Annotated in this window: 21 protein-coding genes; 6 read left to right on the plus strand and 15 right to left on the minus strand. The window is 63.6% G+C overall.

Annotation, left to right across the window (positions count from 1 at the left end):
* Nucleotides 1-9: 9 nt before the first annotated feature.
* From ACOQOU_RS07230 to ACOQOU_RS07245, 4 genes are read right to left on the minus strand one after another with little or no spacing between them, the layout of a single operon-like run.
* Nucleotides 10-945: a putative B6 ABC transporter permease subunit 1 gene (locus ACOQOU_RS07230; protein ID WP_306024958.1), complete on the minus strand. Its 936-nt coding sequence runs from the start codon at nucleotides 943-945 to the stop codon at nucleotides 10-12.
* Between the two features lies 1 nt (nucleotide 946).
* Nucleotides 947-2,047: a putative B6 ABC transporter permease subunit 2 gene (locus ACOQOU_RS07235; protein ID WP_109765353.1), complete on the minus strand. Its 1,101-nt coding sequence runs from the start codon at nucleotides 2,045-2,047 to the stop codon at nucleotides 947-949.
* 2 nt (nucleotides 2,048-2,049) lie between these two features.
* Complete coding sequence (locus ACOQOU_RS07240; RefSeq protein WP_245412813.1) at nucleotides 2,050-3,663, minus strand: putative B6 ABC transporter ATP-binding protein; 1,614 nt, start codon at nucleotides 3,661-3,663, stop codon at nucleotides 2,050-2,052.
* Entirely contained in the window at nucleotides 3,660-4,676 is a 1,017-nt protein-coding gene (locus tag ACOQOU_RS07245) for a putative B6 ABC transporter substrate-binding protein (RefSeq protein ID WP_109765354.1), read from the minus strand. The genes ACOQOU_RS07240 and ACOQOU_RS07245 overlap by 4 nt, the downstream gene beginning before the upstream one ends.
* On the opposite strand from ACOQOU_RS07245, the gene ACOQOU_RS07250 reads away from it, so the two are divergent.
* Nucleotides 4,675-5,172, plus strand: a complete 498-nt coding sequence (locus ACOQOU_RS07250; protein ID WP_120222679.1) for a hypothetical protein — start codon at nucleotides 4,675-4,677, stop codon at nucleotides 5,170-5,172. The genes ACOQOU_RS07245 and ACOQOU_RS07250 overlap by 2 nt on opposite strands.
* Before the next feature lie 5 nt (nucleotides 5,173-5,177).
* Here the strand turns inward: ACOQOU_RS07250 and ACOQOU_RS07255 are convergent, their stop codons facing one another.
* From ACOQOU_RS07255 to ACOQOU_RS07300, 10 genes are all read right to left on the minus strand, one after another.
* Nucleotides 5,178-6,203, minus strand: a complete 1,026-nt coding sequence (locus ACOQOU_RS07255) for a TRAP transporter substrate-binding protein (protein WP_245412812.1) — start codon at nucleotides 6,201-6,203, stop codon at nucleotides 5,178-5,180.
* A gap of 67 nt (nucleotides 6,204-6,270) precedes the next feature.
* A complete protein-coding gene (locus ACOQOU_RS07260) occupies nucleotides 6,271-7,545 on the minus strand; it encodes a TRAP transporter large permease (protein ID WP_109765360.1) in 1,275 nt (424 codons plus the stop codon).
* Nucleotides 7,542-8,051, minus strand: a complete 510-nt coding sequence (locus ACOQOU_RS07265; protein WP_109765362.1) for a TRAP transporter small permease — start codon at nucleotides 8,049-8,051, stop codon at nucleotides 7,542-7,544. The genes ACOQOU_RS07260 and ACOQOU_RS07265 overlap by 4 nt, the downstream gene beginning before the upstream one ends.
* Nucleotides 8,052-8,141: 90 nt before the next feature.
* The gene (fhmpcd1, locus tag ACOQOU_RS07270; protein ID WP_109765364.1) at nucleotides 8,142-9,068 is read right to left on the minus strand and encodes a 5-formyl-3-hydroxy-2-methylpyridine 4-carboxylate 5-dehydrogenase; all 927 of its coding nucleotides are present in this window, start codon (nucleotides 9,066-9,068) and stop codon (nucleotides 8,142-8,144) included.
* A complete protein-coding gene (locus ACOQOU_RS07275) occupies nucleotides 9,065-10,693 on the minus strand; it encodes a GMC family oxidoreductase (protein WP_306024957.1) in 1,629 nt (542 codons plus the stop codon). Before ACOQOU_RS07275 ends, fhmpcd1 begins: the two co-directional genes overlap by 4 nt.
* A 101-nt stretch (nucleotides 10,694-10,794) precedes the next feature.
* Nucleotides 10,795-11,517, minus strand: coding sequence for a class II aldolase/adducin family protein (locus ACOQOU_RS07280; protein WP_109765765.1), 723 nt, complete (start codon nucleotides 11,515-11,517; stop codon nucleotides 10,795-10,797).
* Nucleotides 11,518-11,582: 65 nt separating this feature from the next.
* On the minus strand, nucleotides 11,583-12,041 hold the full coding sequence (locus ACOQOU_RS07285) for a YbhB/YbcL family Raf kinase inhibitor-like protein (protein ID WP_306024956.1): 459 nt from the start codon (nucleotides 12,039-12,041) through the stop codon (nucleotides 11,583-11,585).
* A gap of 31 nt (nucleotides 12,042-12,072) precedes the next feature.
* Entirely contained in the window at nucleotides 12,073-12,663 is a 591-nt protein-coding gene (locus ACOQOU_RS07290) for an amino acid synthesis family protein (protein ID WP_306024955.1), read from the minus strand.
* Between the two features lie 63 nt (nucleotides 12,664-12,726).
* Nucleotides 12,727-13,866: an FAD-dependent oxidoreductase gene (locus ACOQOU_RS07295; RefSeq protein WP_306024954.1), complete on the minus strand. Its 1,140-nt coding sequence runs from the start codon at nucleotides 13,864-13,866 to the stop codon at nucleotides 12,727-12,729.
* Nucleotides 13,867-13,908: 42 nt separating this feature from the next.
* The gene (locus ACOQOU_RS07300; RefSeq protein ID WP_109765372.1) at nucleotides 13,909-14,739 is read right to left on the minus strand and encodes an alpha/beta fold hydrolase; all 831 of its coding nucleotides are present in this window, start codon (nucleotides 14,737-14,739) and stop codon (nucleotides 13,909-13,911) included.
* Between the two features lie 186 nt (nucleotides 14,740-14,925).
* On the opposite strand from ACOQOU_RS07300, the gene ACOQOU_RS07305 reads away from it, so the two are divergent.
* From ACOQOU_RS07305 to ACOQOU_RS07315, 3 genes are all read left to right on the plus strand, one after another.
* Nucleotides 14,926-15,597, plus strand: a complete 672-nt coding sequence (locus ACOQOU_RS07305) for a GntR family transcriptional regulator (RefSeq protein ID WP_109765373.1) — start codon at nucleotides 14,926-14,928, stop codon at nucleotides 15,595-15,597.
* Nucleotides 15,598-15,761: 164 nt separating this feature from the next.
* Nucleotides 15,762-17,444, plus strand: coding sequence for a GMC family oxidoreductase (locus tag ACOQOU_RS07310; RefSeq protein WP_306024953.1), 1,683 nt, complete (start codon nucleotides 15,762-15,764; stop codon nucleotides 17,442-17,444).
* Complete coding sequence (locus ACOQOU_RS07315; RefSeq protein ID WP_306024952.1) at nucleotides 17,419-17,832, plus strand: carboxymuconolactone decarboxylase family protein; 414 nt, start codon at nucleotides 17,419-17,421, stop codon at nucleotides 17,830-17,832. The genes ACOQOU_RS07310 and ACOQOU_RS07315 overlap by 26 nt, the downstream gene beginning before the upstream one ends.
* A 513-nt stretch (nucleotides 17,833-18,345) precedes the next feature.
* On the opposite strand, the gene ACOQOU_RS07320 is transcribed toward ACOQOU_RS07315, so the two are convergent.
* On the minus strand, nucleotides 18,346-19,260 hold the full coding sequence (locus tag ACOQOU_RS07320; protein WP_306024951.1) for a LysR family transcriptional regulator: 915 nt from the start codon (nucleotides 19,258-19,260) through the stop codon (nucleotides 18,346-18,348).
* A gap of 161 nt (nucleotides 19,261-19,421) precedes the next feature.
* On the opposite strand from ACOQOU_RS07320, the gene ACOQOU_RS07325 reads away from it, so the two are divergent.
* Both ACOQOU_RS07325 and ACOQOU_RS07330 read left to right on the plus strand, forming a co-directional pair.
* Complete coding sequence (locus ACOQOU_RS07325) at nucleotides 19,422-20,924, plus strand: efflux RND transporter periplasmic adaptor subunit (protein ID WP_306024950.1); 1,503 nt, start codon at nucleotides 19,422-19,424, stop codon at nucleotides 20,922-20,924.
* 11 nt (nucleotides 20,925-20,935) lie between these two features.
* Nucleotides 20,936-24,025, plus strand: coding sequence for an efflux RND transporter permease subunit (locus ACOQOU_RS07330; RefSeq protein WP_420578860.1), 3,090 nt, complete (start codon nucleotides 20,936-20,938; stop codon nucleotides 24,023-24,025).
* Nucleotides 24,026-24,049 lie beyond the last annotated feature (24 nt).

A 24,049-nucleotide genomic window follows, 5' to 3' on the forward strand; every position in this document is an offset into this window, starting at 1 on the left:
CGGTGCCCGCTAGCGAGCGCCGCGTTCGTAAGATACGGCGAGTGCCGACGGCAGTTTCGCCCGGCGCCCGAAGAGGACGAGGACCAGCATCACGGCCGCAAAGGGCAGCATCTGGATCACCTCGGTGGGCATGGTCGATCCGGCAACCTGCAAAGCGGTGGTCAGCGAAAGCGCCGCGCCGAAGATCAGCGCGCCGATCAGAACCCAGAGCGGACGCCCCCGCGCCAGCATGGCCAGCACGATGCCGATAAAGCCGGCCCCGCCCGTCATAAAGGGGATGAACAAGCCCGCTGCGATGTTGGCGAGGTAAGCGCCACCCAGGCCAGCCATCGCGCCGGTGAAGAGCACGGCAGCCAGCCGGATGCCGACAACGTTGCCTCCGGCCACGTCCAGGGCAGCGGGCCGTTCGCCGGCCGCCCGCAGGGTCATGCCGAGATTGGTGCGCCGGTACAAAAGGGCCAGAACCACGACGGCAAGCAGGGCGAAATAGACGATCGGATGACGCCCGAAGAGCGACGGCCCGATCACCGGCAGATCCGTCAGGCCCGGGATGTCGAGACGCTCGGGCGCGGGCAGCCGGGGATAGCTGCGCGAGAACTGGAAATGGTGCAGCAGCGCCGTCAGGCCCTCGGCACCCAAAGTCAGTCCGATGCCGATGACGATCTGGTTCAGACCCATCCGCACGCACAGGATCGCCATGACCAGAGCCGTCAGCAAGCCGCCAAGGATTCCGCCCAGGAACCCCAGCCAAAGCGAACTGGTCTGGAAGGCCACGAGGAAACCCGTATAGGCCCCCATTAGCATCATGCCCTCGATCCCGACATTGAGTACGCCGGCCTTTTCCGACATCTGCTCGCCGAGCCCGGCCAGCAGGATCGGGACTGCGGCGACGATGGCCCCGGTCAGAAGCGACGAAAGGAACGCCTCGGTCAGCAATCCGCCCATCTCAGCGCTCCTGCTTCTGCTTGCGATAGTCGATGTATTCCCCAAGACCCAGGCAGATCAGCAGGCTGGCCACCAGCACGAGCGTGAAGTCTTGCGGCACGCCCAGGCGGCGCGCGGCGCTTTCGCTGCCGATCAGCAGGGCCGAATAAAAGAACACCAGCACGATCGATCCGACGCCATGGAAGCGCGCGAGAAAGACGAGCGGTATCACCATCAGACCGTAGGCCGGATTCCAGTCGGCGCGCACATTGCCTGCCACGCCCAGAATCTCGGAGGCGCCTGAAAGGCCGGCAAAACCTGCCGAAAGCGCGAACGTGGCCATGGTCAGGAGCGGCACCGACAGGCCCGCATGGCTGGCGGCGGCAGGATTGGCGCCAACCATCCGGAGCTTCATGCCGAAGGCCGTGCGGGTCATCATCAGATGAACGGCGAGTACAGCGACCAGCCCCCAGATCAGCCCGCTTGAGATCGACGTGTCAAACAGTCGCGGCAGCCTGTCTTCGACCGGCAATGTGCGGGTTTGCGGCACGGTGGTTTCAGGGTCGCGAAAGACCAGCTTGACGAGCGTTGACGCCAGCAGCACGCCAAGAAAGGACATCATGAGCGTGGTGATGATCTCGTTGACGCCCTGATAGGCCTTCAGGAGCGCCGGAACGATCGACCACAGGCCGCCGGCGATCATCGCCAGCACGAATCCCGTCAGCAGCACCGCCCAGCCCGGCAGTACGCTCACCAGGAGCGGCGCGATGGCGGCCGCGACGACCGCACCGAGCAGAAACTGGCCGTCGGTGCCCAGGTTCCATATCCCCGCGCGGAACGCGACGATCAGACTGGCGCAAAGGAATAACAGTGGCGCCATTCGCGTCGCCGTCTGCTCCAACCCCAGTCCGGAGAAGAGCGACCGCTCGAGAATGTATCCGTAATAGGTCAACGGGTTGACGCCCACCAGAAGCAGAATGACCGCCGACAGGACGAAAGCCGCAACGATGGGTCCGGCGGTCAGCGTCAGGAACCGCTTCATGGAACCGCGCCACGCCAATGGCGCGGCTCGGGCCGCTTCGGCGTCCGGGTTCTCGGCGGCGGGGGTCGCATCGTCCACCATGCTTACTCCATTGTCTCCATGTGCTCTTCGGCGCCCGCCATCATCCTGCCGATGCGCAGGCGCAGCGCTTCGCCGCCACCATCATTGTCGACGACGCCGCGAATGCGGCCGCCCTCGATGACCGCGATGCGATCCGACAGAGCCATCAACTCATCGAGGTCGGTGGAAATCAGCACCACCCCCATGCCCTGTGCCGCGATCTCGGAGATGCGCTGGCGTGAGGCATCGATGTTTTGAAGGTCAAGCCCGTATGTCGGCTTGTTGAAGACCACCGCGCGCGCTTCGCCCGAAAGCTCGCGGCCAAGCAGGACCTTCTGGATGTTGCCGCCGGAAAGGCGGCCGATCGGCGTGGTTTCGCTCGGGGTGTAAACCGAAAATCTGGCGATCAGGTCGCGCGCGTGCTGTGCAATGCGTGCCGGTCGCTCGATGCCGTTCACCCAGAAGGGCGGGCGGCCCACGTCCTTGAGTACCGTGTTCTCGGAGACCGGGAATGCACCGACCGAGCCTTCCTCGAGACGATCGTCCGTCAGGTATCGCAGCCCGATCTCGCGCCGCTGCGCGACGGTGGCGCGCGTAATGTCGATGCCGTCGAATTCCACGCGCCCCGCTGAAACGGGGCGTTGGCCTGCCACCGCCTCCGCCAGTTGTTTTTGTCCGTTGCCGTCAATCCCCGCGATGCCGAGAATTTCACCCGCTTTCAGCGCCAGCGACACGTTCTCAAGGCCCACCACGTCGGCGTCACCTTCGGTCGCCAGTTGCTCGATCCGGAGCAGCGTCTCCGCCCGTGCGGTGCTCTGCCGATGCTCGGTCGAGGTTGCGCCATCCTCGCGGCCGAACATCAGGCGCACGATCTCGTCCACCGCCTGCTTCTCTGTCATGGATTTGAGTTGTTCGGGGCCCATTTCTCCGGCCAGCGCGCCCTGCTTGAGGACGGAAATCCGGTCGCCGAACTGGTAGGCCTCGGCGAGCTTGTGGGTGATGAAGATCACCGCCAGACCGCCCTTCACCAGTTTCTGCATCCTGGCGCCAAGCTCTTGCGCGCCCTGCGGGGTGAGCATTGAGGTCGCTTCGTCAAGAATCAGCACCTTGCTGTCACGCAAGAGTGCGCGGGCGATCTCGATCTGCTGCTGCTGACCCAGCGACAGGTCGCCCGTGACGGCGTCGAGCGGCAGGGACAGCGAAAACTCGCGCTTCAGTTCGGCCATGCGCGCTTCGATGCGCGCACGCGGCGGCCGCTCATACCAGGGCGCTCCCAGCGTGAGATTTTCCAGCACCGTCAGGGTCGGCACGAGCATCGAATGCTGGAACACCGTGCTGATCCCGGCGTTCAGGCTGGCCGAAGGACTGGCGAGCCGCGTCCGATTGCCATCGACGGAGAGATAGCCTTCGTCCGGCTCCTGCAGACCCGCAAGAATGCCCACCAGCGTGGACTTGCCCGCACCGTTCTCGCCCAGCAGGACATGCACTTCGCCGGGGTGAATCGTGAGCGATACATCATCGACCGCAGTCACGCCGGGGAAACGCTTGGTTACCCGATGCACGCCGATCACACCTGCCCCCGGTACCGGGGGCAGGTCGTTTGCGGTTTCCGTTGCCATTGCCACGGATGTGCTCATTCGGCCACCGTGACCATCGCGCGCACATCCTCCGCATCGAACATCGCTTCAACCGTGATGTCGCCGGACAGGATCTGATCGCGCAGCTCCATCACCGCATTCCACGCCTCATCGTCCACCTGCGGGGTCTTGAGCAGCTTGACGGAATCATCGGCCAGGCTGATCGAGTAGCTGCGGGTGCCGAACGTGTCGTTCTTCAGGTCCTCGATCATCGCGGAATAGACCGGGGTCATGTCCCAGACGACCGACGTCAGCAGGTGGCCGGTGTCGAGTTCGGACTTGTCGCCGATCACGTCGATGAACAGCACGTCCGACCCGTCAGTGGCCTGGTTCGATTCGACCGCCTGGATCATGCCGAAGCTCGACCCGTTGCCCTGCCCGAAGATGATGTCGGCGCCCGCGGCGATGACCGAAGTGGTCACGCGGTTGCCGCCGGCAGCATCGGAATAGGCCGCCGGTCCGATCACCGAATAGAGGATGTTGACGTCAGGGTTCTCCGCGCGCACGCCTGCCGCGAAGCCTGCGGACTGCGAGTTCCACGATGGCGGCTCGCCCGAAACGACGATGCCGACGGTGCCCGTCGTCGTCATCTTGGCCGCCAGCCGTCCAGCCAGGTAAGCGCCTTCATGGCCGGACAGCGTGTAGTCGGCCACAAGACCGGCCTTCAGCGCGTCGGGGCTGTCGACGATCGCCACCGGGACGCCCGTCTCTTCTGCGATCTCGGGGCCTGCTGTGTTGTATCCGCTGGCATGGGCGATCAACAGATCGGCACCATCGGCCGCCAGTTCGCGCATCGGCGCGCGGACATCGCCATAGCCGAGCCCTTCGGCGACGATGATCTCGACACCGGCGGCCGCCGCGGCGGCCCGCGCGGCGTCGACGCCTTGTTGGTTCCAGCCGAAGTCGCTGCCCTGTTCCGGCGTCAGGACCGCTATGGTATCGACGTCGGCAGCATTGGCCGCCGAGGTGACGAGCGCCAAGCCGAGCGCGGTAGAAAAGAATAGGTTCCTCATGATGATACTCCCTGAGTGGATTGCGTTGTTCCGTCTGGCGACGGGCATCGTTAAGAGCGGTCTTGTCCTCCTTGCTTTGGTTGGTGGGTTCTCAACGCTCCCGGCAGCGGCCGGCAGCGGCACTTACGTGCCTTACTCGGGCATTGTTCGGGGCACCGAAGGGGCCGACCCGGTCGAGGTGTCTGTTGCCAACGAAACCGGCGCTCCGATCGATTGCCAGGCGTCGCTGGCACACTGGTATTCCGATGAACTCGGCCGCATAGCCCCGGGCGGTGAACTGACGCTGACGCTGTGGCACGACAGGCAGACGGGCGCTCTCAACCTTCTCAACACGATCGGAGACCGGATGCCGGTGGAAGCGGTTTGGTGTGCCAGCGGCACTGCCCGCACGCGGCTCAAACTGCCGATGGCGGCGGGCGGGTCGCAGGCAGCGTTTCACTTCGCCTGCCATGCCCGCGATGACCAGGGACTGCGTTGCGACGCGCTGGACGGTTAGACGGGTCACTCGCCCCGGACCTCCTTGAGCCTTGCCGCAATCCGGTCGCGCACCTCGGCCACATCCGGCTGACTGTCGATGATTTCATTGCCGACCCTGGCGAAGGTCTCCTGAAGCTCGGCCTTCTCGTCAGCCGGCAGCATGTGGATCGTGCCGCCGTTCTCCAGCCAGGCGCCATTTGCGCGTTCGACATTGGCAACGCCCCAGGGAAAGACGGTTTCCTCGGCGGCGCGTCCCGCTTCCAGGATCGCCGTCTTCACATCGTCGGATTGCGATTGGAACCAGGTCTCGTTGACGACGGTCACCGACACGATCTGGCTCATGTTGATGTCCGTGACGTTCACGGCCGTGTCGTAGAACTTGAAGGCCGTAAGGATCGGCATTCCGGCCAGCATGCCGTCTATCCCGCCGGACTGAAGCTGCGGGATCACTTCGGACAATGCCAGCGGCGTCGGGTTGGCGCCGATCGCAGACATCGGTTGCATCTGCAGCGGCGAGGCAAAGGTCCGGACCTTGAGGCCGTCGAACCCGTCGAGCGTGGTGACCGGCTCCCGGCTCAGCATCAGGACGGGCGAGTTGTAGATCGCCCCGACAATGCGCAGGCCCTTGTCCAGAAAGAGCGTCTCCAAATAGTCGCGGAACTCGGGATCGTGGATCACCGCGCTCACTTCATCGGCATCGCTGAACAGTCCGGGCATATCGAATGCCTGGAAGCGCGGATCAACATTGGTGACAAAGGCCGTCGGCGTGGTGAAGGCCTCGATCGTGCCCAGAAGAACGCCTTCGGCCATGCGCGGGATCGCGCCGAGCTGCGAGGCGGGGTAGATCTCCACCGTCAGCGCATCGCCGACGCGGGCTTCCATCTCTTTCTGGAACTCCTTCTGCCACTCATGCTGGACATCGTTGATCGTGGCGGAAGCCAGCTTCATCGTGTCCTGTGCCTGTGCCGTTCCAGCCAGAGGCAGGGAAAGCGCAAGCGCGGCGCCGGCGAGACATCCCATCAGGTTTCGGCGTGCTGTTTGAACGGTCATTGTCCGGTTACTCCTCTGTTTCGATCGACTTGGTCATGGTGGGTTGCTTCCAATCGGGTTCACGCGGTCAGGACATGCTGTCGACCAGCCAGAGCGACAGGCCGGGGATGAGGGTGATGAAGGCGAGTGCGCAGATCTGGACCGCGACGAACGGCAAAACGCCGCGATAAATGTCGGCCGTGCGTGCTCCCAGAACGGACTGCGCGACGAAGATGTTCAACCCGAAGGGCGGCGTGAACATGCCGATGGCCAGGTTGACGGTCATCACCACGCCGAAATGGATGGGATCGATGCCCAGCGAGATGGCGATCGGCACCAGCAGCGGCGACAAGACGAGAATCGCCGAAGTGGGGTCGAGCACGCAGCCGATCGCCAGCAGCAACAGATTGACGATCAGCAGGAAGCCCAACGGCGACAGCCCGGCATCGGCGGTCGCCTGAATGAGCGCCTGCGGTATGCCCTCGACGGTGAGAATCCAGCTGATGACCCCGGCGGCAGCCACCACCATCATGATTCGCGACGTCATCATGGCCGAGCGGACCGCGGCCTCCAGCATCGCTGGGAAGGTGATGGTCCGGTAGACGACAAAGCCCAGGAACAGCGCATAGGCGCAGGCAAAACCACCCGCTTCGGTGGGCGAAAACAGGCCGGCATAGATCCCCACCAGTACGAAGACCGGCATGGTGAGGGCCCAGAAGGCCTGCCGGAAAGCGACGAATGCCGCTTGGGCCTGAAAGCGCGCCTGCCGGGGTATGCGCGCGATCGCGGCGGAGGTTGATATGTAGCCCGCCATCAGCAGCGCGATGACCAGGCCCGGCACGATGCCGGCGATGAAGAGCTTCGGGATCGACTGCTCGGCGGACGCACCGTACAGGATCATGGCGATCGAAGGCGGGATGACGATGTCGATCGCGCCGCTCGAGGTTATGATACCGGCCGCCCGCTGTTTGCCGTAGCCATTGTCGATGAGCTGCGGATGAATGTTGCGCCCCACCGCGGCGACTGCCGCAGCCGACGAGCCGCAGATCGTGCCGATCAGGGTCGAGCCGCCCAGTGCCGCAAGGCCCAGCGATCCGGGAACCCGGCCGAACAAGGCCCGAACCAACCCGATCAACCGATTGGCGATGCCGCTGATCGCCATCAATTCGCCCGCAAAGACGAAGAACGGGACCGACAACAGAGCGTAGGCATCGAGCCCGCCGAAGATCGTCTGGTGCAGCGCAATCAGCGGCGGACCGGGAAACAGCAAAAGCGCCAGCGACGCTCCGGCGAGCAGCGCCACGAAGATCGGCGCGCCAAGCGCGGTCAGGATTGCGATGGCGATGCTCAAAACCCATGTCAATCGGACACCTCTTCGGCGCTGGCAAAGCGAGCAATATCGAGAGCCGTCAACACGGCGGTCACCGCGGCGATGCCGCCGAAACCCACGAGAATGGCCGAGTGCGGAACGACCATCGGGATGCCCAGTCCCATGCTTGCCTGGTTGAGGCTGGCGATGCGTTGGACAAAATCAAAACTCTGCCAGGCCACGAAGGCGCAGACGGCGACGGTCACCAGGCCGATACCGATTTGCAGTGCCGTGGCGGATCGTCCCGACACCGCCGAAGGCAGCAGGTTGATCGACAGGTGGCTGCGATCCCGCGCGGCCAGGATGGCGCCCAGCATGACGATCCAGATCATGCCGTAGACCAGCAGTTCGTCGGCGCCGACCAGCGCGAACAGACCGCTATAGCGTCCCACCGCGTTGGCGACGTTGACCGCGACCATGACGATCATGCCGAGGCCGAGCAGCATCCCGATGAGCCGGACGGCCAGGGCTTCAAGCCGAAAGATGCCGTTTGCGCTCATGTGCCGTTCTCCCGGACATGACACCGGACCAATCCGCTCGCGCAGGCGGCCATTACGGTTCGGCACTGTGTCGGATGAGCGGCCATGATCTTAGCCGTCCTCCTCGATGATGCGGCGGATCGCGACCAGCTTGCGTGCACGCTCACGTTGAAGTTCGGCAATGCGTTCGGGAGTGTAGGCGTAAATCCCCTCGCCCGACTTGATGCCAAGCTTGCCGTCGGCGATCTGCCTTGCAACGAGCGGCGCCACGTCCTTGCGGTCGGCGAGGTCTTCGTTGAGAAAGGAAGAGACCGAGTGATAGATGTCCATGCCGGCCATATCGAGCAACGCCATCGGCCCGATCACCGCCAGCTTGTAGCCGATGCCCCACGACACGCAGGTGTCGATATCCTCGGGCTCGATCACGCCGCGTTCGACAAGGTCCACGACCTCGCGCAGCAGCGCATACAGAACCCGGTTTTCGACAAAGCCGGGTACGTCCTTTTTGACCAGAACCGGCAGCAGTCCCAGCGACCGGATGAAGTCCCTGATGGTCTTAACGGTTTCCGGCGCCGTCTGTTCGCCGCCGATGACCTCGATCATCGGAATGATATGCGGCGGGTTGGACCAGTGCATGCCCACCATGCGCGCCGGATTGGAGATATGCGCCTGTAGCTTGGTGATGGGAATGCCCGACGTGTCCGAGGCGACAATCGTGTCCTGCCCGATCAGGCCGTCGATCGTGCGATAGACGTCTGCCTTGACGGCGGTGCTTTCCGGCACATTCTCGATGACCAGATCGGCATCCGCCACGGCACTCTCTATCGTTTCGACAAAGCGGACCGTGGCGCTCCCATCCGTCGACGGCATGCCCAGCGCGTCCAGAACGGTCTCTGCGGCTTTCAGCATCACGCCCGCGCGCTCGATCGCCTCGGGTGCAATGTCGTGAGCCGTCACCGCGATGCCGCCCCTTGCGAGACGCGCGGCCATGCCGGGCCCCATGGTTCCAAGACCGATGATCGCTACATGCTTGATCATGCCGCTATCCTGCTTGTCTGTTCCGTCGAGATGAGGTCGGCGGCCTTCTCGGCGATCATGATGACCGCGGCATTGATGTTTCCGCAGACCAGATCGGGCATCACGGACGCATCGACGACCCGCAATCCATCGACGCCGCGGACGCGCAGGGCCGGATCGACAACCGAGGCCGGATCGCTGCCCATCCGGCAGGTGCCGGCCGGGTGATGCACGGTGATGCAGGTCTGGCGAATGTGCTCGTCGATCTCGTCATCGCTCTGGCAATCGGGTCCGGGAAAGAATTCCGCCTCGATGAAGGGCTCCATGGCGGGCTGTGCCGCGAGGTTCCTTGCCACGCGAAAACCCGCGCGAAGCGATTGCCAGTCGTCGGGATGGGCCAGAAAGTTCTGGTGGATCAGGGGCGCGGCAAGCGGATCGGACGAGGCGAGCCTGACCGAGCCCCGGCTCTTGGGCTGCGTTGCCACGATGCGCGTCGCGAACCCGTCCTGGAACGGCTGCTTGAACGGCTTGAGATAAGGCCATGCGGCAAGCGGCGCTGCCGTGAAAAGCAGTTGCACGTCCGGCAGTGGCCGATCCGGACCGCTCCTGAGGAATGCGGCCACACCGCCTGGGACGTCCGAGGAGAAGCCGCGACCGGTGAGGTAGGTCTTGACGAAATCCAGTGCGATCCGGTCCGCCCGCATGTTTCGGAGGAATGGGCCGGGGGTCCGGCGCCTGTACATGACAATGACCGACACATGGTCCTGCAGGTTCTTGCCCACCGCCGGCAGATCGACCTGCGTCGCAATCCCTTGCGCCGAAAGTTCGTCCGGCGCGCCGACACCGGACAGCATGAGCAGTTGTGGCGTGTTGATCACGCCGCCCGCCAGCAATACTTCCTTGCGGGCCACGGCCGTTCTTTGCGTCCCGCGATGGAGCATCTGCACGCCGGTGGCCCGCCCGTCCTTCAAAAGGATTTTCGTGGCCGTCGCTTCGGTCAGCACGGTCAGGTTGGAACGTTTCAGGACAGGGCGAAGATAGGCCGAGGCTGTGGAAGAGCGCCGACCCTTCGAGATGGTCATCTGAAGGCGGCCAAAACCCTCCTGGGTCTCGCCATTATAGTCGTCTGTCTGCGGATAGCCCGCCTGTCGACTGGCCTGCGCAAACGCCTCCACGAGCGGGTCCCGATAGCGGCAGAACTGGGTGCTGACGGGCCCGGCGCCGCCGCGGTACCGGCTCTCGCCGCCTTCCCAGCGTTCCTGCTTCCGGAAATAGGGAAGCACCCGGTCGTATGACCAATCCTCAAGCCCGTTGGCGGCCCAGCGATCATAGTCCCCGCGATTGCCCCGAACATAGGCCATCGCATTGGTCGACGACGAGCCGCCGATCACCTTTCCGCGCGCGCACTCGACGCTGCGTCCGCCCACATTCTGCTCGGGTTCGCAAAAGTACATCCAGTCGTGGCGGCGCTCCGTCAGGATCTTTCCCCATCCGAGCGGGATGTGGATCATGGGATCGCGATCCCAGCCGCCTGCCTCGAGCAGCAGCACCGAAAGGTTCGGGTCGGCACTCAGGCGGTTCGCGAGCACGCAACCCGCTGACCCGGCGCCAACAATGATGTAGTCGTAGTTTCCTGCATTCGGCATGTTTTCGCTGCCTTCATCTGGCGCCACTGCGCCAGGAAACTATTGCGTGTGACGCCAGCCCTTTTCGGCGGGCGGCGGGTTTTCCTGCCAAGCCGCAGGCATTAGATCAGCCCCGCCTGCGCGAGGCGCTTGGACCAGTGGTCCCATCCGCGATCGATCTGGGCACCGACGAGTTTCCCCGCCGTCCTGACCTCTCCCGGTGAGAGATATTTGATTGTTCCGATCTGCAGTCCTGCCGTCTGCGCTGCGGCATTCTGTTCGGTGTAGAAGGCCCGAAACACAACTTCCCTGACCGAACTGCCGACATTGACGACACCATGGCGCGCCATCAGGACCACCGCCTGGTCACCCAGGCTCTCGGCAATATCACGACAAACATCGGGACTGCCGCCGAACAGGTCCGTATCGTCGCCCTGCTTGTCGCGTATCTCGTAAACGGGAACCGTTTCGCCCAGAAACGCCCCCATATGGGTCACCGGCCGCAAGGGCTGATCGACGAAGCAATAGGGCAGCACGGCGGGCGAGTGGCTGTGCAGCACGCACTGAACATCCGGCCGCGCCTTGTAGATCTCGCTATGAATGTAGCGCTCCAGATAAGATGGCCGGTTGTCCGACGTTTCACCGTCCAGATTGAAGCGCTGAATGTCGTCCACCGTGATGAGGCTCGGAGCCAGCTTTTGCGCCAGGAAAAAGGCGTCGGGGTCTTCGGGATCACGCGCGCTGATGTGGCCGAACGTGTCGAGAATGCCCTCGTTCAGCAGGATCTTCGTCGCGGTGACCAGTTCCTCGAAAACTGTCTGGCGCGTCTCGCTGCCGTTTGCCATTTTCGAACCCTCCCATGACATGAGCCCCGACGAGCGCTCCGTGCCGCTCGCCGGGACCTTGACGTTCACTTGTTCTCGTAAAGGCCGACGATGCGGTTCTGCTCGATGATGTTGCCGGCGTAGGTGTCGAGGAACGCTTCGCGGGTCGGCGTTCCCTCTACATTTGTGTCCAGGGCGTAGACCCAGAAGTAGTAATGGTGCTCGCCATGGCCGGCGGGCGGCTGGGGTCCGTAATACTGGTGGTCGCCGGCACCGTTGGGGCCGACCCGAAATCTCTCCTGGGCGTCGGATAGATCGGTGGTCGACGGATCGATGCCGAAAACGACCCAGTGCGTGAAGCCGTGCGGAAGGGGCGCATCGGGATCATGGCAGATGACCGCCAGTTCCCTGGTGCCCTCCGGAACGCCGCTCACCTGCAGTTTCGGCAAGACGTTGCCCTTGTCGCCGGCATGCTCGTCGCGCAGCTTTCCAAGCGGTTGGAAATCGGTCGAGGTGATTTTCAGGTCTTTGATGTTGAGAGGCATTGGATGCGTCCTTTAATCGGTCGAATTCGGGCTAAACGGCTGCTTTGAGTTCGGCGACGGTCTTGCCGCCGACGCGCTGGTGCACGCGCGGTCCGGTGGCCGCGGCAATGCAGACAAGGATCTCATCGGGGCGCGGACCGTCCGGCACACAGAAGGTGATGGCGTCGTAATGGGAGCGGATGTAGAGTTCATCCTTGTGGGCGAGCGGAATGTCGATGGACGTGCCCGCGCTGCCGACCTTGCTGGCCGAGGATATCCAGGCGTTGCCGCCGCCGACCTGCTCGCGCAGTGGATCCCCGAAAACGGTGGTGACGCAGGCCACCACATGCTCCTGCTCGCCGGCCACGCCGGCGATGCCGCCCTTGCCATAGCTTTCGACCGGCCTGCCGCCCAGCAGCGCAACCGCCCGCTCGCCAAGCGCATGGCCTATGGCCGCGCTCGGCCCGGTCAATCGCGACAGATCGGACACGAACTTGCCGGCATAGGGGTTCTTGATGATCACGCCCACCGCCGCTTTGACGAGCGCATCGCCGGGCTGCCCGCCATCATGGCGGATCTCGTGGACGGTCGAGTACCAGCCACGCACCTCATAGTGCTTTTCGACTGCGGCCGAATTATCCATTCTTGTCTCCCGAAAAGCGCGCAACGGATGCGCCGGCTGTCAAGTTTGCGGCAGGCAGTGCCTTCACTGCGGCCATGAAAAAACGCCTCGCAGCGGATCATAGCTGGCGGATTCAAGGGCCGCCGGGGTGAACATGTTCCCCTTGGAGAGCGAGCGATTGGCCGCATATTCGCCCGACAGGGCCTGGCAGCGGTCCGTGATCGGGCGGACGCGCTTTTCCCATGCGGCAAGCGAATCCTCGACCGACGACCCCCGCTCCAAATCCTGGGAAAGGCTGAATGCGTTGACCATTGCGCACCCTGCGCCCTGCGCGAGGGCCGGACACATGGCGTTTGCGGCATCGCCCACGAGGGCCACCTTGCCTTTCGACCACGCATCAAGCTTGGTCGTTGCATATTTGTCGTAGCGGGCGGTCTCCAGCTTGGCTGCCTCGATCAGGCACGGCTCCAGGAAGGGGAACATTTCGACCCAGACTTCGAGATCGAGCGGAACACGCGATCCGCGAGGATCGGCCGCCGGCGCCATCAGGCCCAGATAGAGTTCGTTCTCGTTGCACGGCGAATAGAGAATGCGCTGTACGCGCGGCCAGAAGTTCCACATGTCGATGGTGTTGTCCCACTCGCCATGGCCGAGCTCTTTTTTCATCCGGGGCACGATCAGCCTGATGATCCCGTCGGTGGAAACCCAGCGGTCCTGCTCGAAGCCCACCGAGTCCCTGACCTTCGAGCCGACACCGTCCGCTCCGACGATCAGGTCGGCTTCGAGCACCTCTCCGGACTGGAGGGTCAGACGACCGTCAGGATCGGCGGCTACGGCTTCCGAGCCGGTGCGGATTTCGACCCCGACCTCCTTGGCGCGCTTGACCAGCGCATCATGCAGATGCGCGCGGGTCATGATGCGCCAAGGCAATCCGTTGAAGGTCTCCCGGGAAACGGACTTGTTGTGCAGCCAGGTCTCGTAGACCGGAGGCGTATGCGAGCCCGCCAGAACGTCCTCCAGCGCGCCCACGCCTTCGAGGACACGCAAACCATTGTACCAAAGGTAGATGCCCGCGCCGAACGCCCGCAGTTCGGATCCCTTTTCGTGCAGTTGGACATCCCATCCGCACTGCCTGAGCGCGATGGCGGCCGTCAGCCCGGCAAAGCCGCCGCCAGCAACCTCGGCGCGACGCGTTTTTCCGGTTGAGTTGTTGATATTGGCCATGCTTTGGGTCCTCTTGCGCACTCGTTGGCAGCGTTTGCACTGTCAGGCATCGATGAAATTTGTGATGGCTTTCAACGTGATGTCGGGAGACACCTCGTTGACGTAATGATCGGCGTCGGGAACGACGACCACGGGAAGGTCCGGGCGCAGCTGGCTTGTCTTGGCCAGCGCAGCAGCCGAAACCAGCTTGCTGCGCCCGCCGCGAACGATCAGAACCGGACGGTTCACGTCGCGATAGGCCTGGGTCAGGTCCGAGCGAAGTCCCGTGACGGTCTGAGCCATGGCGACGGGCGATGCCAGCGGCACCAGACCCGCGTCGACCGGGTGAAATCCGCTTTCGGCCCTGATCTTCACGGCGGCCGCGGGCAGGTTCGGATAGCGGGCCTGCAAATAGGCCTCCACGGCGTCCAGATTCTCGAAGACCCGGCTCCCGGCATTCACACGCGCCTCCAGCGCATCGAGCGCTTCAGCCTCGATGTATGGCGTGAAGTCGATCGCCACGACCGAGCGCACCAGGTCCGGATATCGTGCCGCGGCGGTCACCGCATTGCGCGATCCGAGGGAATGCCCCACCAGAATTGCCGGCCCCCGATCGAAAGCGCGGATCAAGCCGGCGATGTCCCGGGAATAGGAATCGGCGTCGTAACCGCTATCCGGCTTGTCACTGCGGCCGTGCCCTCTCTGGTCGACGGCGATGGTCGTGAATCGATTGGAAAGCCGGGCCATCAGCGGCGCGAAGACGGCCGAATTGGCCGTGATGCCGTGGAAGAAGAGCATCAGCGGCCCGCTCCCGGCTTCACGGACATTCAATGCAATGCCGCCTGCCTCGATGCGTCGCGAGTGCATGCCATCCAAGTGCGTGTCCGCCACCATGTACCAGTTCTCATCACCGCTGCCTGTCACACGAAAGGGAACACAAAACCCGATGAGGCGTCAACCCAATTGTCTGACATTCTTTCAATCTTGCAAATTGACGGTCTGGCCATTTATGGTGTCATCGTCTATGCAGTGCCATCTGCTATTCGTCGGATCGCTTCCGCTGTTGATGAGACCTAAACAATGCCACCAGAAATAAATCTTCGGATTTTACCGCGAACGGTGCAGCAGGAGACAGTCGACAAACTACGACTGGCCATCTTCTCGGGCATGTTTGAGCCCGGGAGCCGCCTGGTCGAAAGTCATCTTTGCGCAGAACTCGGTATCAGCCGTCCTTCACTGCGAGAGGCGCTGCGAAGTCTGCAGGCCGAACGGCTTATCGACATCGTGCCCAACCGCGGACCGTCGATCCCCGCGCTCACCCTGGAGGAGATGACGGCGATCTATGAAGTGCGCGAATTGTTGGAACTGGAAGCGGTGGGGCGGTGCTCCCAGCGGATATCGAAAGACCAGTTGCATGAACTCGAAAAGTCGCTCTCGGCCTTCGAGGAAGCGGCTTCGAGCAACGACAGTCTGGCGCGCGTCAAGACGGCCGCTGACTTCTATTCGATCATACTCGCCAATTGCGGAAATCCGATTTTGGAGGAGGTGCACCGCGGTCTGGTCGCGAGGATCAGCTTCTTTCGCGCGCGATCGATGTCGCTGAAAGGGCGCGCGCAGAGCAGTTTGGCGGAGATGCGGGAAATATTCGAAGCCATCGCCGCCGGCGATGAAAAGGCCGCCCGCAAGGCCTCCAAGAAACACATCGCGAAGGCAAAGGCGGCGGCGAAGCTCTCCATGGAAACCGGAACCTAGGGTCCTGAACCTGGTCTTTGGCGTTTGCTCAGACGTGCAGCCGGCAGTCATGCACCATCCGCCGACACGCAGAATGCCCGGCGGCTCGCCGCGGTGTCGGGGGTTGAATCGATCGACCCTGAAAAGCCCGGACGCAGGCGACGTGCGCACCAAACGGAGTGGCTATGGACAACGCGTTTGACGGCGTGAGGCCTGCCGCCGATGTCGCGATCATAGGTGGCGGCTCGGCTGGCACGCTTCTGGCAGCGCGGTTGAGCGAAGAGCCGGACCGCAATGTCCTTCTGGTCGAAGCCGGCGAAGAAGCAACGGACCCGGACATCCGGCATCCCGCTGCGTGGCCGGCGCTCCAGGGCCGCAGCTATGATTGGGACTATCGAACCGAACCGCAAACGAGAACGGCCGGCCGGGTCCATCACTGGGCACGGGGCCGGGCGATCGGCGGTTCAAGCTGCCTGCACGCCATGGGTTACATGCGCGGTCATCCCCAGGACTACCAGGCCTGGGTCGATGCAACCGGCGATACCCGATGGGGTTGGGATGAGTTGCAGCCAGCCTTCCGGGCCATTGAAAACCGCCTGCCGGATGACGATGGCGCACCTCGGCAAACCGGTCCAATGCCTGTCTACGTGCCCGGCGAGGAGCTCAGCGCCCTCACCCGCGCCTTTATCGAAGCGGGCGCATCGCTTGGCCTGCCACGCCTGAAGAGCCACAATGACGGAGAGATGGTTGGCGTTACGCCGAATGCCCTGAACATACGCGACGGGCGCCGTGTGACCACCGCCGATGCCTGGCTGACGCCAGCCGTTCGCAGCCGCAACAACCTGACCATTGTCACGGGTTCACTGGTGCGACGGCTCATCGTCGATGGCACCCGGGTCCGCGGTTTCGAGCTTGTCGGACCCGACGGTGCGATCGACGTCCGTGCCGGGCAGGTCGTGCTGAGTGCAGGCGCGCTGGAAAGCCCGGCACTGCTGATGCGCTCTGGCATCGGGCCGCAGGAATGGCTCGCCGCCGCCGGCGTTCGATGCCTTTTCGACATGCCCGATATCGGCCGCAACCTTCAGGACCATCTGCTGGGCGCCGGCAACATGTACGCAACACGAAAGCTCCTCCCCCCGTCGCGCCTCCAGCACTCCGAGTCGATGGCCTACATGCGGTCGGACGCCTTCACGGCCACCGGACGGCCCGACATCGTCGTCGGTTGCGGCGTGGCGCCGATCGTGTCGGAACGTTTTGTGGCGCCCGAACCCGGCAGCGCCTATTCACTGCTCTTTGGCGTCACCCATCCCACGAGCCGCGGAAGCCTCCGCATCAGCGGATCGGAGCCGGGCAACCCCCTGATCATCGATCCGGCCTATCTGCAGACCGGCCGCGACCGGGTCCTGTTTCGACAGGCGCTTGAAGCCGCGCGAACGATCGGACATCGGAACGAGCTATCGGAGTGGCGGGAGCGCGAACTGCTTCCCGGCCCCCTGAACAGCGTGTCCGAAATCGACGAATTCATCGAGAACGCGGTCATCACCCATCATCATCCATGCGGCACCTGCAGGATGGGCAAGGACGCCCAGGCCGTCGTCGATGCCGATCTCAGGCTGAAATCGCTCGACAATCTCTTCGTGGTGGATGCTTCGGTTGTTCCAAGCCTCACCGCGGGACCGATTCACGCTGCCGTTCTGGCAATCGCCGAGACATTCGCCCGGTCGATGAGCACAAGGGAACGACCAGCGGGCAGGCACAACCATCGGAGCGGCGATGGGCCCGCAAGACCGGTCAGACACGGACCCGCGCCAAGGCCACAGACCACGAGAAAGGAGTTGCGACATGACCAACAAACGCCCCGAGCTTGAGGGGGAGCGGTTCGAGAAAGGCTTGCGGATTCGCCGCCAGGTTCTGGGCGATGCATATGTCGACCGGTCGATCGCCGCAGCGGACGATGTCTCGGCTCCGCTGCAGAAGCTGATCACCGAATGGTGCTGGGGCGAGATCTGGAGCCGGCCGGGCCTCGAGCGTCGGATGCGAAGCGTTCTGAACCTGGGTATGACCATGGCCCTCAACCGATCGGCCGAATTCAGGCTCCATGTACGCGGCGCCCTCAACAACGGCCTGACGAGAGAGGAAATCGTCGAAATCATTCTCCAGGGCGCGATCTATTGCGGCGTCCCCGCCTCTCTCGACGCCATGCGGTCGGCCCGGGCGGTTTTCGCCGAACTCGACGAGGAAGCGGACGCCGGCTGAACCGGCCCGTCTTGCGGGTTGGATGCCGTTGCCGGTCCGCCAGCCGGTCCATGTGCGACCCGGCATGTTCCCGGCCGCTTTCGGAAAGCCGCCCCACAATACGAAGTCAGCGAGGTGAAGCTCGTTTCACCGAAACGACATGGCGCCAAAACGCAAAAAGCCCGCAAAAAGGGCAGGCTAGAACATTGTTCTGCATCAATGGCTTGAGTGGCTGCCGAGACTCGCGGCCAACGAATTCCACATTCACCGGCGGCAAACGTGTGGATTTCAGGCGCAGTCCAGCGACATCGAGCGCAAGCGGTGCGATTGATGTCGACAGGCCGCCGTGTGGCGCCGCCTTGGCCATTTGATCGCGCGATGCGGCTGCATTGAAATTCACCCGAACCCGGCGCTTTCTCGTCTTTGAAACTTCTCAGATCCTGACACCCAGCATTTCAGGCTCTGGCGCTGCTGGCGCCATCGGGGCACCGTCAAAAAGAGCCGAGCCCACCGAAACCGGCAAGACTGCCGGGATCACGTTCTGTGAACCAGCGCGTTCGCATACTCGATGAGATAGTCGATGAAGATGCGCACGGCCGGGACGCTCGACCGGCGCGGTGGAAAGACAGCAAAAATCTCCACCGCTGGGGCTTCATGGCCGGGCAGGACAGGCACGACATCACCGCGCCGCACCTGCATATCGCCATAAAGCGCCGGCAGCAAAGTGACGCCCGCACCCGATCGCACCAGACCCAGTGCAACGGAGGGATCTCCGGCAAAGACGGATGGCGTTTTGTCAAATCTCACCGGGACGCCGTCTTGGCCGGTCAGGGTCCACTCGTGAGATGTCCCTGGAACGTCGACGCAAACGCGGATCAGTTCGGTAACCGCTTGAGGATCATCGACGGGATGAGATGCGGCGAAGTCCGGACCGCAATAGAGCTTCATCGGTGTGCCGATGATCCGGCGCGCGATAAGGTAGGGCTCCTGCGGCCGCCCCAGTTGCAGGACCAGGTCAAGATCCTCGGCAAGCGGATCTGGGCCATCGGCGGTCACCTTGATGTGCGCGGTGACCAACGGATAATCTGCGGTCAACCGCGCCAGCACCGGGCTGACAAGATATTGTGCGCTCAGGGCACTTGCAGCCACACGCAGGGCGCCCTGCGGTTCCTCGATGACCGTCCGCAGAACGTTTTCGGCCGAACTTCCCGCCTCGGTGGCCTGGCGCGCTGCGTCCATAAGCGCCTCGCCAGCCTGGGTGAGTTGAAGACCAGTGCTCAGACGGTCGAAAAGCGGCCCCTTGGCCTGATCTTCAAGCCTGGTAATAGCCCGCGAGAGCGTTGCCTTGGATATGTCGAAGCGCCGTGCGGCGGCACTGACGCCGCCTGCTTCGGCAATGAGAAAGAAATGCCGCAGATCATCAAGGCCTATGGGTGATTGCATCGGCATGGCGGTCCTTTCACGAGCGTGTGCAGGCCATTATTGCCCGCGATCTCTGCGATAACATCGAAAAACGGCATCGGGCGTTTCGAATATGAAACACGTCGTTTTAGTTCGTTCGGTTCTCCCGCCCCACCCCTTGGCTCATTGTGGTGTGGAAAGGAGAGACCATGTTCGGACCGTTCGACATTGCACTGATTGCCGGCCTCGTCCTCATGGCGGGCTTTGGCTGGAGCCTGGGCGCAATCCATGCCCTCGGCTCCGCGTTGGCCTTGGTTGCTGCCGTCGCTGCTGCGGCGGTAACGCCGCTTCCTGTGCCGGCCGCCCTTGCAGCCTTTGCGGTCGTCATTTTGGCCGGCGCGCTCGCGGCGCGGCGCGCTCGCACAAGGAAGCCGAGTTCGTCGTCGCGCCTTGTCGGCGCGGCCGTGGCCATTGTTCCAGCCGCTGCGATTGCGGTCGCCCTCGCCGGCGCGCTCAATGTCCGCCTCGATGACAACAGTGTGGTCCGCACCGCATGGAGCTATCCGGGCATTCAACTGATCGGCGAGCGGATGATGGCACGAGGCGACCTTGCCCTCGCCATTGCCTTTCCCGAACCGATTGCGGACGAACCCGAAGACGAGGCAGGCGACCAAACGGCACCGGCCCGCCCGGTCGACTGGGCGCGCGTTGCACCGTTTGACAGAGGCATTTCCCGCATCCTGACCGGCAGTGTTGTCGCCGCGGACCGCGCACCCCTATCGTTCGAGGTGACCGGCACCCTTTCATCCGTCAACGTCGAGATCGGCGACCGCTTTTCAACGGACGACGTTCTGGCGGAGCTCGAACCGACGGCATTGCGGATCGCGCTGGATGAACGCCGCGCGGCACTGATCGAAGCCGAAGCGCGCGCGACCGAAGCCCGGCTGATGCTGGAACGACAGCAAGAGCTGTCCGCCAGCCGGGTTATCAGTGAAGCAGCACTCGAGTCGGCTGTGGCGGTCTCCGAGAGCGCGCAAAGCCGCCTGGCCATGGCCGAGGCGGGCGTGCGCCAAGCGGAAGACCGTCTGGATGACGCGGTGCTGCGTGCGCCTTACGAGGGGATCGTTGCCGCGCGCCTGGTCGAGCCGGCGCAAACGTTGCAGGCAGGCGCGCCGGCCTTCGAAATCCAGAACGCGAACGCAGGCTTTCAGATCGAGATCACGGTGCCGGACGCGCTGATCGCGCAAATCGTCCCAGGTTCCGATCACGGGGCTGTCATACTCGATGGCACCGCGACCGCCGTTACGGCGCGCGTTCATGAGATCGGCAGCCGCGCCAACGCGACGACCGGCTTTCCCGTCACGCTCGATATTCTCAATGCCGATCACGGCGTTCGCGCCGGCATGACGGCCGAGGTCCATCTGGACTTGAGGTCGGACCCGCGCACCGCTGGCGCAAGCGACGTTCTCGGCATCCCCTACACGGCGATCCTGCCGGGTGACGGTGACCGCCATGTCGCCTTCGTCTTTCAGTCGGACACGCAGACGCTTGAAAAGCGCCGTGTAACCGTCGCTGGGCGCGAAGGCACGACGGCGCTCATCTCCGAAGGACTGGAGGACGGAGACATCCTCGCAACACGAGGCCTGCCCTTCCTCCATGACGGCCAGCGCGTCGCCCTGCGGGGCGTCGGAATCGTACGGTACGACGACTGAGGAAAGCAGCAATGTTGACGCAACTTGCATATCGCAATCAGCGCATCGTCTACGCCATCGTTGCGATCTTGATGGCATTTGGCGCCTGGAGCTACTTCAACCTGCCCGCCCAGGAAGACCCTGCGATTACGATCCGCCAGGCCATCGTGCAGACAGCTTATCCGGGACTCAGCCCCGAACGGGTCGAAGAGCTTGTGACCAAGCCGCTGGAGCGCGCCATCCGCCAACTGCCGGAGGTGGAGGAAATACGCTCCAGTTCGGTGTCGGGCCTGTCGATCATTCATGTCGAGGTCTTCGATCGTTACTTCGAGCTCGATCAGATCTGGGACGATCTGCGCGCTGAAGTGCAGACCGCCGCCGCAAGCCTGCCTGACGGCACACGTCCGCCGGTCGTCCTGGACGATACCGGAGATGTCGCCGTGGTTACCGCGGCCCTTCGCTCGCCGGATCATTCCATGGCCGAACTCGGCGACATGGCGACCTATGTGCGCGACCAGCTCTATGCCGTCGACGGGGTGAAGAGCATCGACATCGTCGGCGCCCAACCCGAGCGCATCTACATCGAAAGCCGCAACGCGCGACTGACCCAATTGGGGATCAGCCCTGAAGCGATTGCCCAGACACTGGCCGGCCAGAACATCATTCGGCCGGGCGGCCAGATCGATCTCGGCGAGCGCAGCGTGCTGATCGAGCCGACAGGCGACTTTCGCGACATCGAGGCGATCCGCAACACGCTGATCGAGATTCCCGGCAGTGGTGAGACGATCGCTCTGCGCGACATCGCCGAAGTCAGCCGCAACCTCATCGACCCGGCGCCGCAGACCGTGTTCTACCAGGGCGATCCCGCGATCATGTTCGCCATCGCGCAGCAGGACGGCCGCAACGTGCTTGAGTTCGGCCCTGCCGTTGCGACCGCCCTGGAGGAAATCGAGGCCACGCTGCCTGTCGGGTTCACCATCGATATCGTCACCTTCCAGGCCGATCAGGTCGAGCAGGCGGTCTACGGCGTGTCGTTCAACGTGGTGCAGACCCTGGCGCTCGTCTTGGGCGTCGTCGTCCTTCTCCTGGGGGTGCAGACCGGACTTATCGTCGGCGCCATCATTCCGGTCATCACGCTGGCGACGCTGGCGGTGATGGGCATTTTGGGTATGCCGCTGGAGCGCATGAGCCTTGCCACGCTGGTGATCGCGCTCGGCATCCTTGTCGATAACGGCATCGTTGTCGCCGAGGACTACAAACGTCGCATCGGCGAGGGCGAAGATCGGGACAGTGCCATGAAGAGCATTGGCAGCACGCTGGCCTTGCCGTTGTTCGTTTCGACATCGGTGACGATCCTGGTGTTCCTGCCACTGATGCTGGCGGAACATGTGGCCGGCGAATACACCCGCTCCATCAGCCTGGTCATGGCGATCACGCTCTCGGTTTCGTGGCTGGTTGCGATGATGGTGACCCCACTTCTGTCGCACCGGTTTGCCGCGCCGCCGGAACCGGGCGGCAAGCGCCCGTTCTATGAACGCGCCTTCGATCCGCTGATCGCGGCGTATGAGGTCGGCATTCGGTGGGCGTTGCGCAACCGGTTCGTTTTCCTGGCCGGAATGGTGATCGCGCTGGTCGCCGGCGCCGCCGCGATCGCAACGGCGCCGCAGCGCTTTTTCCCCGGCTCCGACCGGGCGCAGATCATCACCTATTTCGACCTTCCCGCCGACGTGACGACCAATGCCACGCGCGACGAGATCGAGGCCATGCTGCCGACCCTGAACGATGAGCGCTTCGATTGGCTGGTCGATCATGTCGCCTACGTCGGCTTTGGCGGACCGCGTTTCGTCTTGTCGCTGACCCCCGTCGATCCGGCGCCGAACCGTGCCGTGCTGGTGATCAACGTCGACAGCCCGGAGAACATGGACAGGGCTGTGACGGAACTGCGCGATCACCTCGACAATGAGTTCGCGCACATCTCCAATCGGGTCACGCGCATGTTCCTCGGACCGTCGGATAGCTCGGTTCTCGAAGTCCAGGTCATCGGCCCGGACCGCGACTACATCTACGCGACCGCGCGCCAGGTCGAGGCGATCCTCGCCGAAGAAATCCCCGCCTCTCGCGACATCAGGCAGAACTGGGAGAACCGCGTCGCCCGCGTCGTCGTCGAGGTCGACCAGGCCCGCGCCCGCCGCGCCGGAGTCACGTCGGCCGATGTCGCCCGCTCCATGTCGGCCTATTTCAGCGGACGGCCGGTTTCCGAGTACCGCGAGGGCGACGATGTCGTGCCCATTGTCGCGCGCGCGACGGCCGGCGAGCGCACAAGCCTCGACCACATCCGTACCCTGTCAATCTTTGGTGCGGGCGGTGCGGTCGTCCCGCTTGCACAGGTCGCCGACGTTGATTTCGTCAATGGCTACAGCCGCATTGAACGGGAAAATCTGGCCCGTACCGTAACCATTGAAGCACGCTCGGACCTGATTGGAGCCGAGGACATGGTGCCCCTCATCGAGGAAAGGCTCGCTGAGCTCGAAGCCTCCATGCCGCCGGGCCACTCGATTGAATTCGACGGCATCATCACGCAGTCCTCGGAAGGGCGCGCGGCGCTTCTTGCCAACATGCCGCTCAGCTTCGGGATCATCGCGCTTCTGCTGATTTTGCAGTTCAACTCGTTCCGCAGGCCGCTGATCCTCATCATGACGATTCCCCTGATCGTCGTCGGTGTCGCCATTGGCCTGCGCGGATTCGGCGCCGATTTCGGCTTCATGCCCATCCTCGGCATGCTGTCGCTGGCCGGGATCGTGATGTGCAACGCCATCGTGCTCATCGACCGGATCGAGATCGAACGGTCTGAAGGCCACTCCGGGATGGAGCCCATCGTCCGGGCCGGCATGCGCCGGCTGAGGCCGATCTTGATGACAACCATCACGACCGTCCTGGGACTTATGCCGCTGATCGTGTCGGTCGATCCGCTGTTCTTCGGCATGGCGACCGTCATGGCCGCAGGACTGACGGTTGGCGCGATGCTGACCCTCGGTTTCGTGCCTGTTGTCTACTCACTGTTCTTCCGCAAGGAACTGGCGGAAGCGCAGGCCGACAGCCCCCGGTGGGAGGCCGCAGCATGAGCGCTCGCTGACGCCGCAACGTAG

The sequence above is a fragment of the Oceaniradius stylonematis genome, from assembly GCF_965223445.1.
Lineage (GTDB): Bacteria > Pseudomonadota > Alphaproteobacteria > Rhizobiales > Rhizobiaceae > Roseitalea > Roseitalea stylonematis.

Excerpts from the sequence above, each read along its gene's own strand:
- ACOQOU_RS07230 (WP_306024958.1), bottom strand. The coding sequence starts at position 945 with ATGGGCGGATTGCTGACCGAGGCGTTCCTTTCGTCGCTTCTGACCGGG.
- ACOQOU_RS07235 (WP_109765353.1), bottom strand. The coding sequence starts at position 2,047 with ATGGTGGACGATGCGACCCCCGCCGCCGAGAACCCGGACGCCGAAGCG.
- ACOQOU_RS07240 (WP_245412813.1), bottom strand. The coding sequence starts at position 3,663 with ATGAGCACATCCGTGGCAATGGCAACGGAAACCGCAAACGACCTGCCC.
- ACOQOU_RS07250 (WP_120222679.1), top strand. The coding sequence starts at position 4,675 with ATGATGATACTCCCTGAGTGGATTGCGTTGTTCCGTCTGGCGACGGGC.
- ACOQOU_RS07245 (WP_109765354.1), bottom strand. The coding sequence starts at position 4,676 with ATGAGGAACCTATTCTTTTCTACCGCGCTCGGCTTGGCGCTCGTCACC.
- ACOQOU_RS07255 (WP_245412812.1), bottom strand. The coding sequence starts at position 6,203 with ATGACCGTTCAAACAGCACGCCGAAACCTGATGGGATGTCTCGCCGGC.
- ACOQOU_RS07265 (WP_109765362.1), bottom strand. The coding sequence starts at position 8,051 with ATGAGCGCAAACGGCATCTTTCGGCTTGAAGCCCTGGCCGTCCGGCTC.
- fhmpcd1 (WP_109765364.1), bottom strand. The coding sequence starts at position 9,068 with ATGATCAAGCATGTAGCGATCATCGGTCTTGGAACCATGGGGCCCGGC.
- ACOQOU_RS07275 (WP_306024957.1), bottom strand. The coding sequence starts at position 10,693 with ATGCCGAATGCAGGAAACTACGACTACATCATTGTTGGCGCCGGGTCA.
- ACOQOU_RS07280 (WP_109765765.1), bottom strand. The coding sequence starts at position 11,517 with ATGGCAAACGGCAGCGAGACGCGCCAGACAGTTTTCGAGGAACTGGTC.
- ACOQOU_RS07285 (WP_306024956.1), bottom strand. The coding sequence starts at position 12,041 with ATGCCTCTCAACATCAAAGACCTGAAAATCACCTCGACCGATTTCCAA.
- ACOQOU_RS07290 (WP_306024955.1), bottom strand. The coding sequence starts at position 12,663 with ATGGATAATTCGGCCGCAGTCGAAAAGCACTATGAGGTGCGTGGCTGG.
- ACOQOU_RS07295 (WP_306024954.1), bottom strand. The coding sequence starts at position 13,866 with ATGGCCAATATCAACAACTCAACCGGAAAAACGCGTCGCGCCGAGGTT.
- ACOQOU_RS07300 (WP_109765372.1), bottom strand. The coding sequence starts at position 14,739 with ATGGTGGCGGACACGCACTTGGATGGCATGCACTCGCGACGCATCGAG.
- ACOQOU_RS07305 (WP_109765373.1), top strand. The coding sequence starts at position 14,926 with ATGCCACCAGAAATAAATCTTCGGATTTTACCGCGAACGGTGCAGCAG.
- ACOQOU_RS07310 (WP_306024953.1), top strand. The coding sequence starts at position 15,762 with ATGGACAACGCGTTTGACGGCGTGAGGCCTGCCGCCGATGTCGCGATC.
- ACOQOU_RS07315 (WP_306024952.1), top strand. The coding sequence starts at position 17,419 with ATGACCAACAAACGCCCCGAGCTTGAGGGGGAGCGGTTCGAGAAAGGC.
- ACOQOU_RS07320 (WP_306024951.1), bottom strand. The coding sequence starts at position 19,260 with ATGCCGATGCAATCACCCATAGGCCTTGATGATCTGCGGCATTTCTTT.
- ACOQOU_RS07325 (WP_306024950.1), top strand. The coding sequence starts at position 19,422 with ATGTTCGGACCGTTCGACATTGCACTGATTGCCGGCCTCGTCCTCATG.
- ACOQOU_RS07330 (WP_420578860.1), top strand. The coding sequence starts at position 20,936 with ATGTTGACGCAACTTGCATATCGCAATCAGCGCATCGTCTACGCCATC.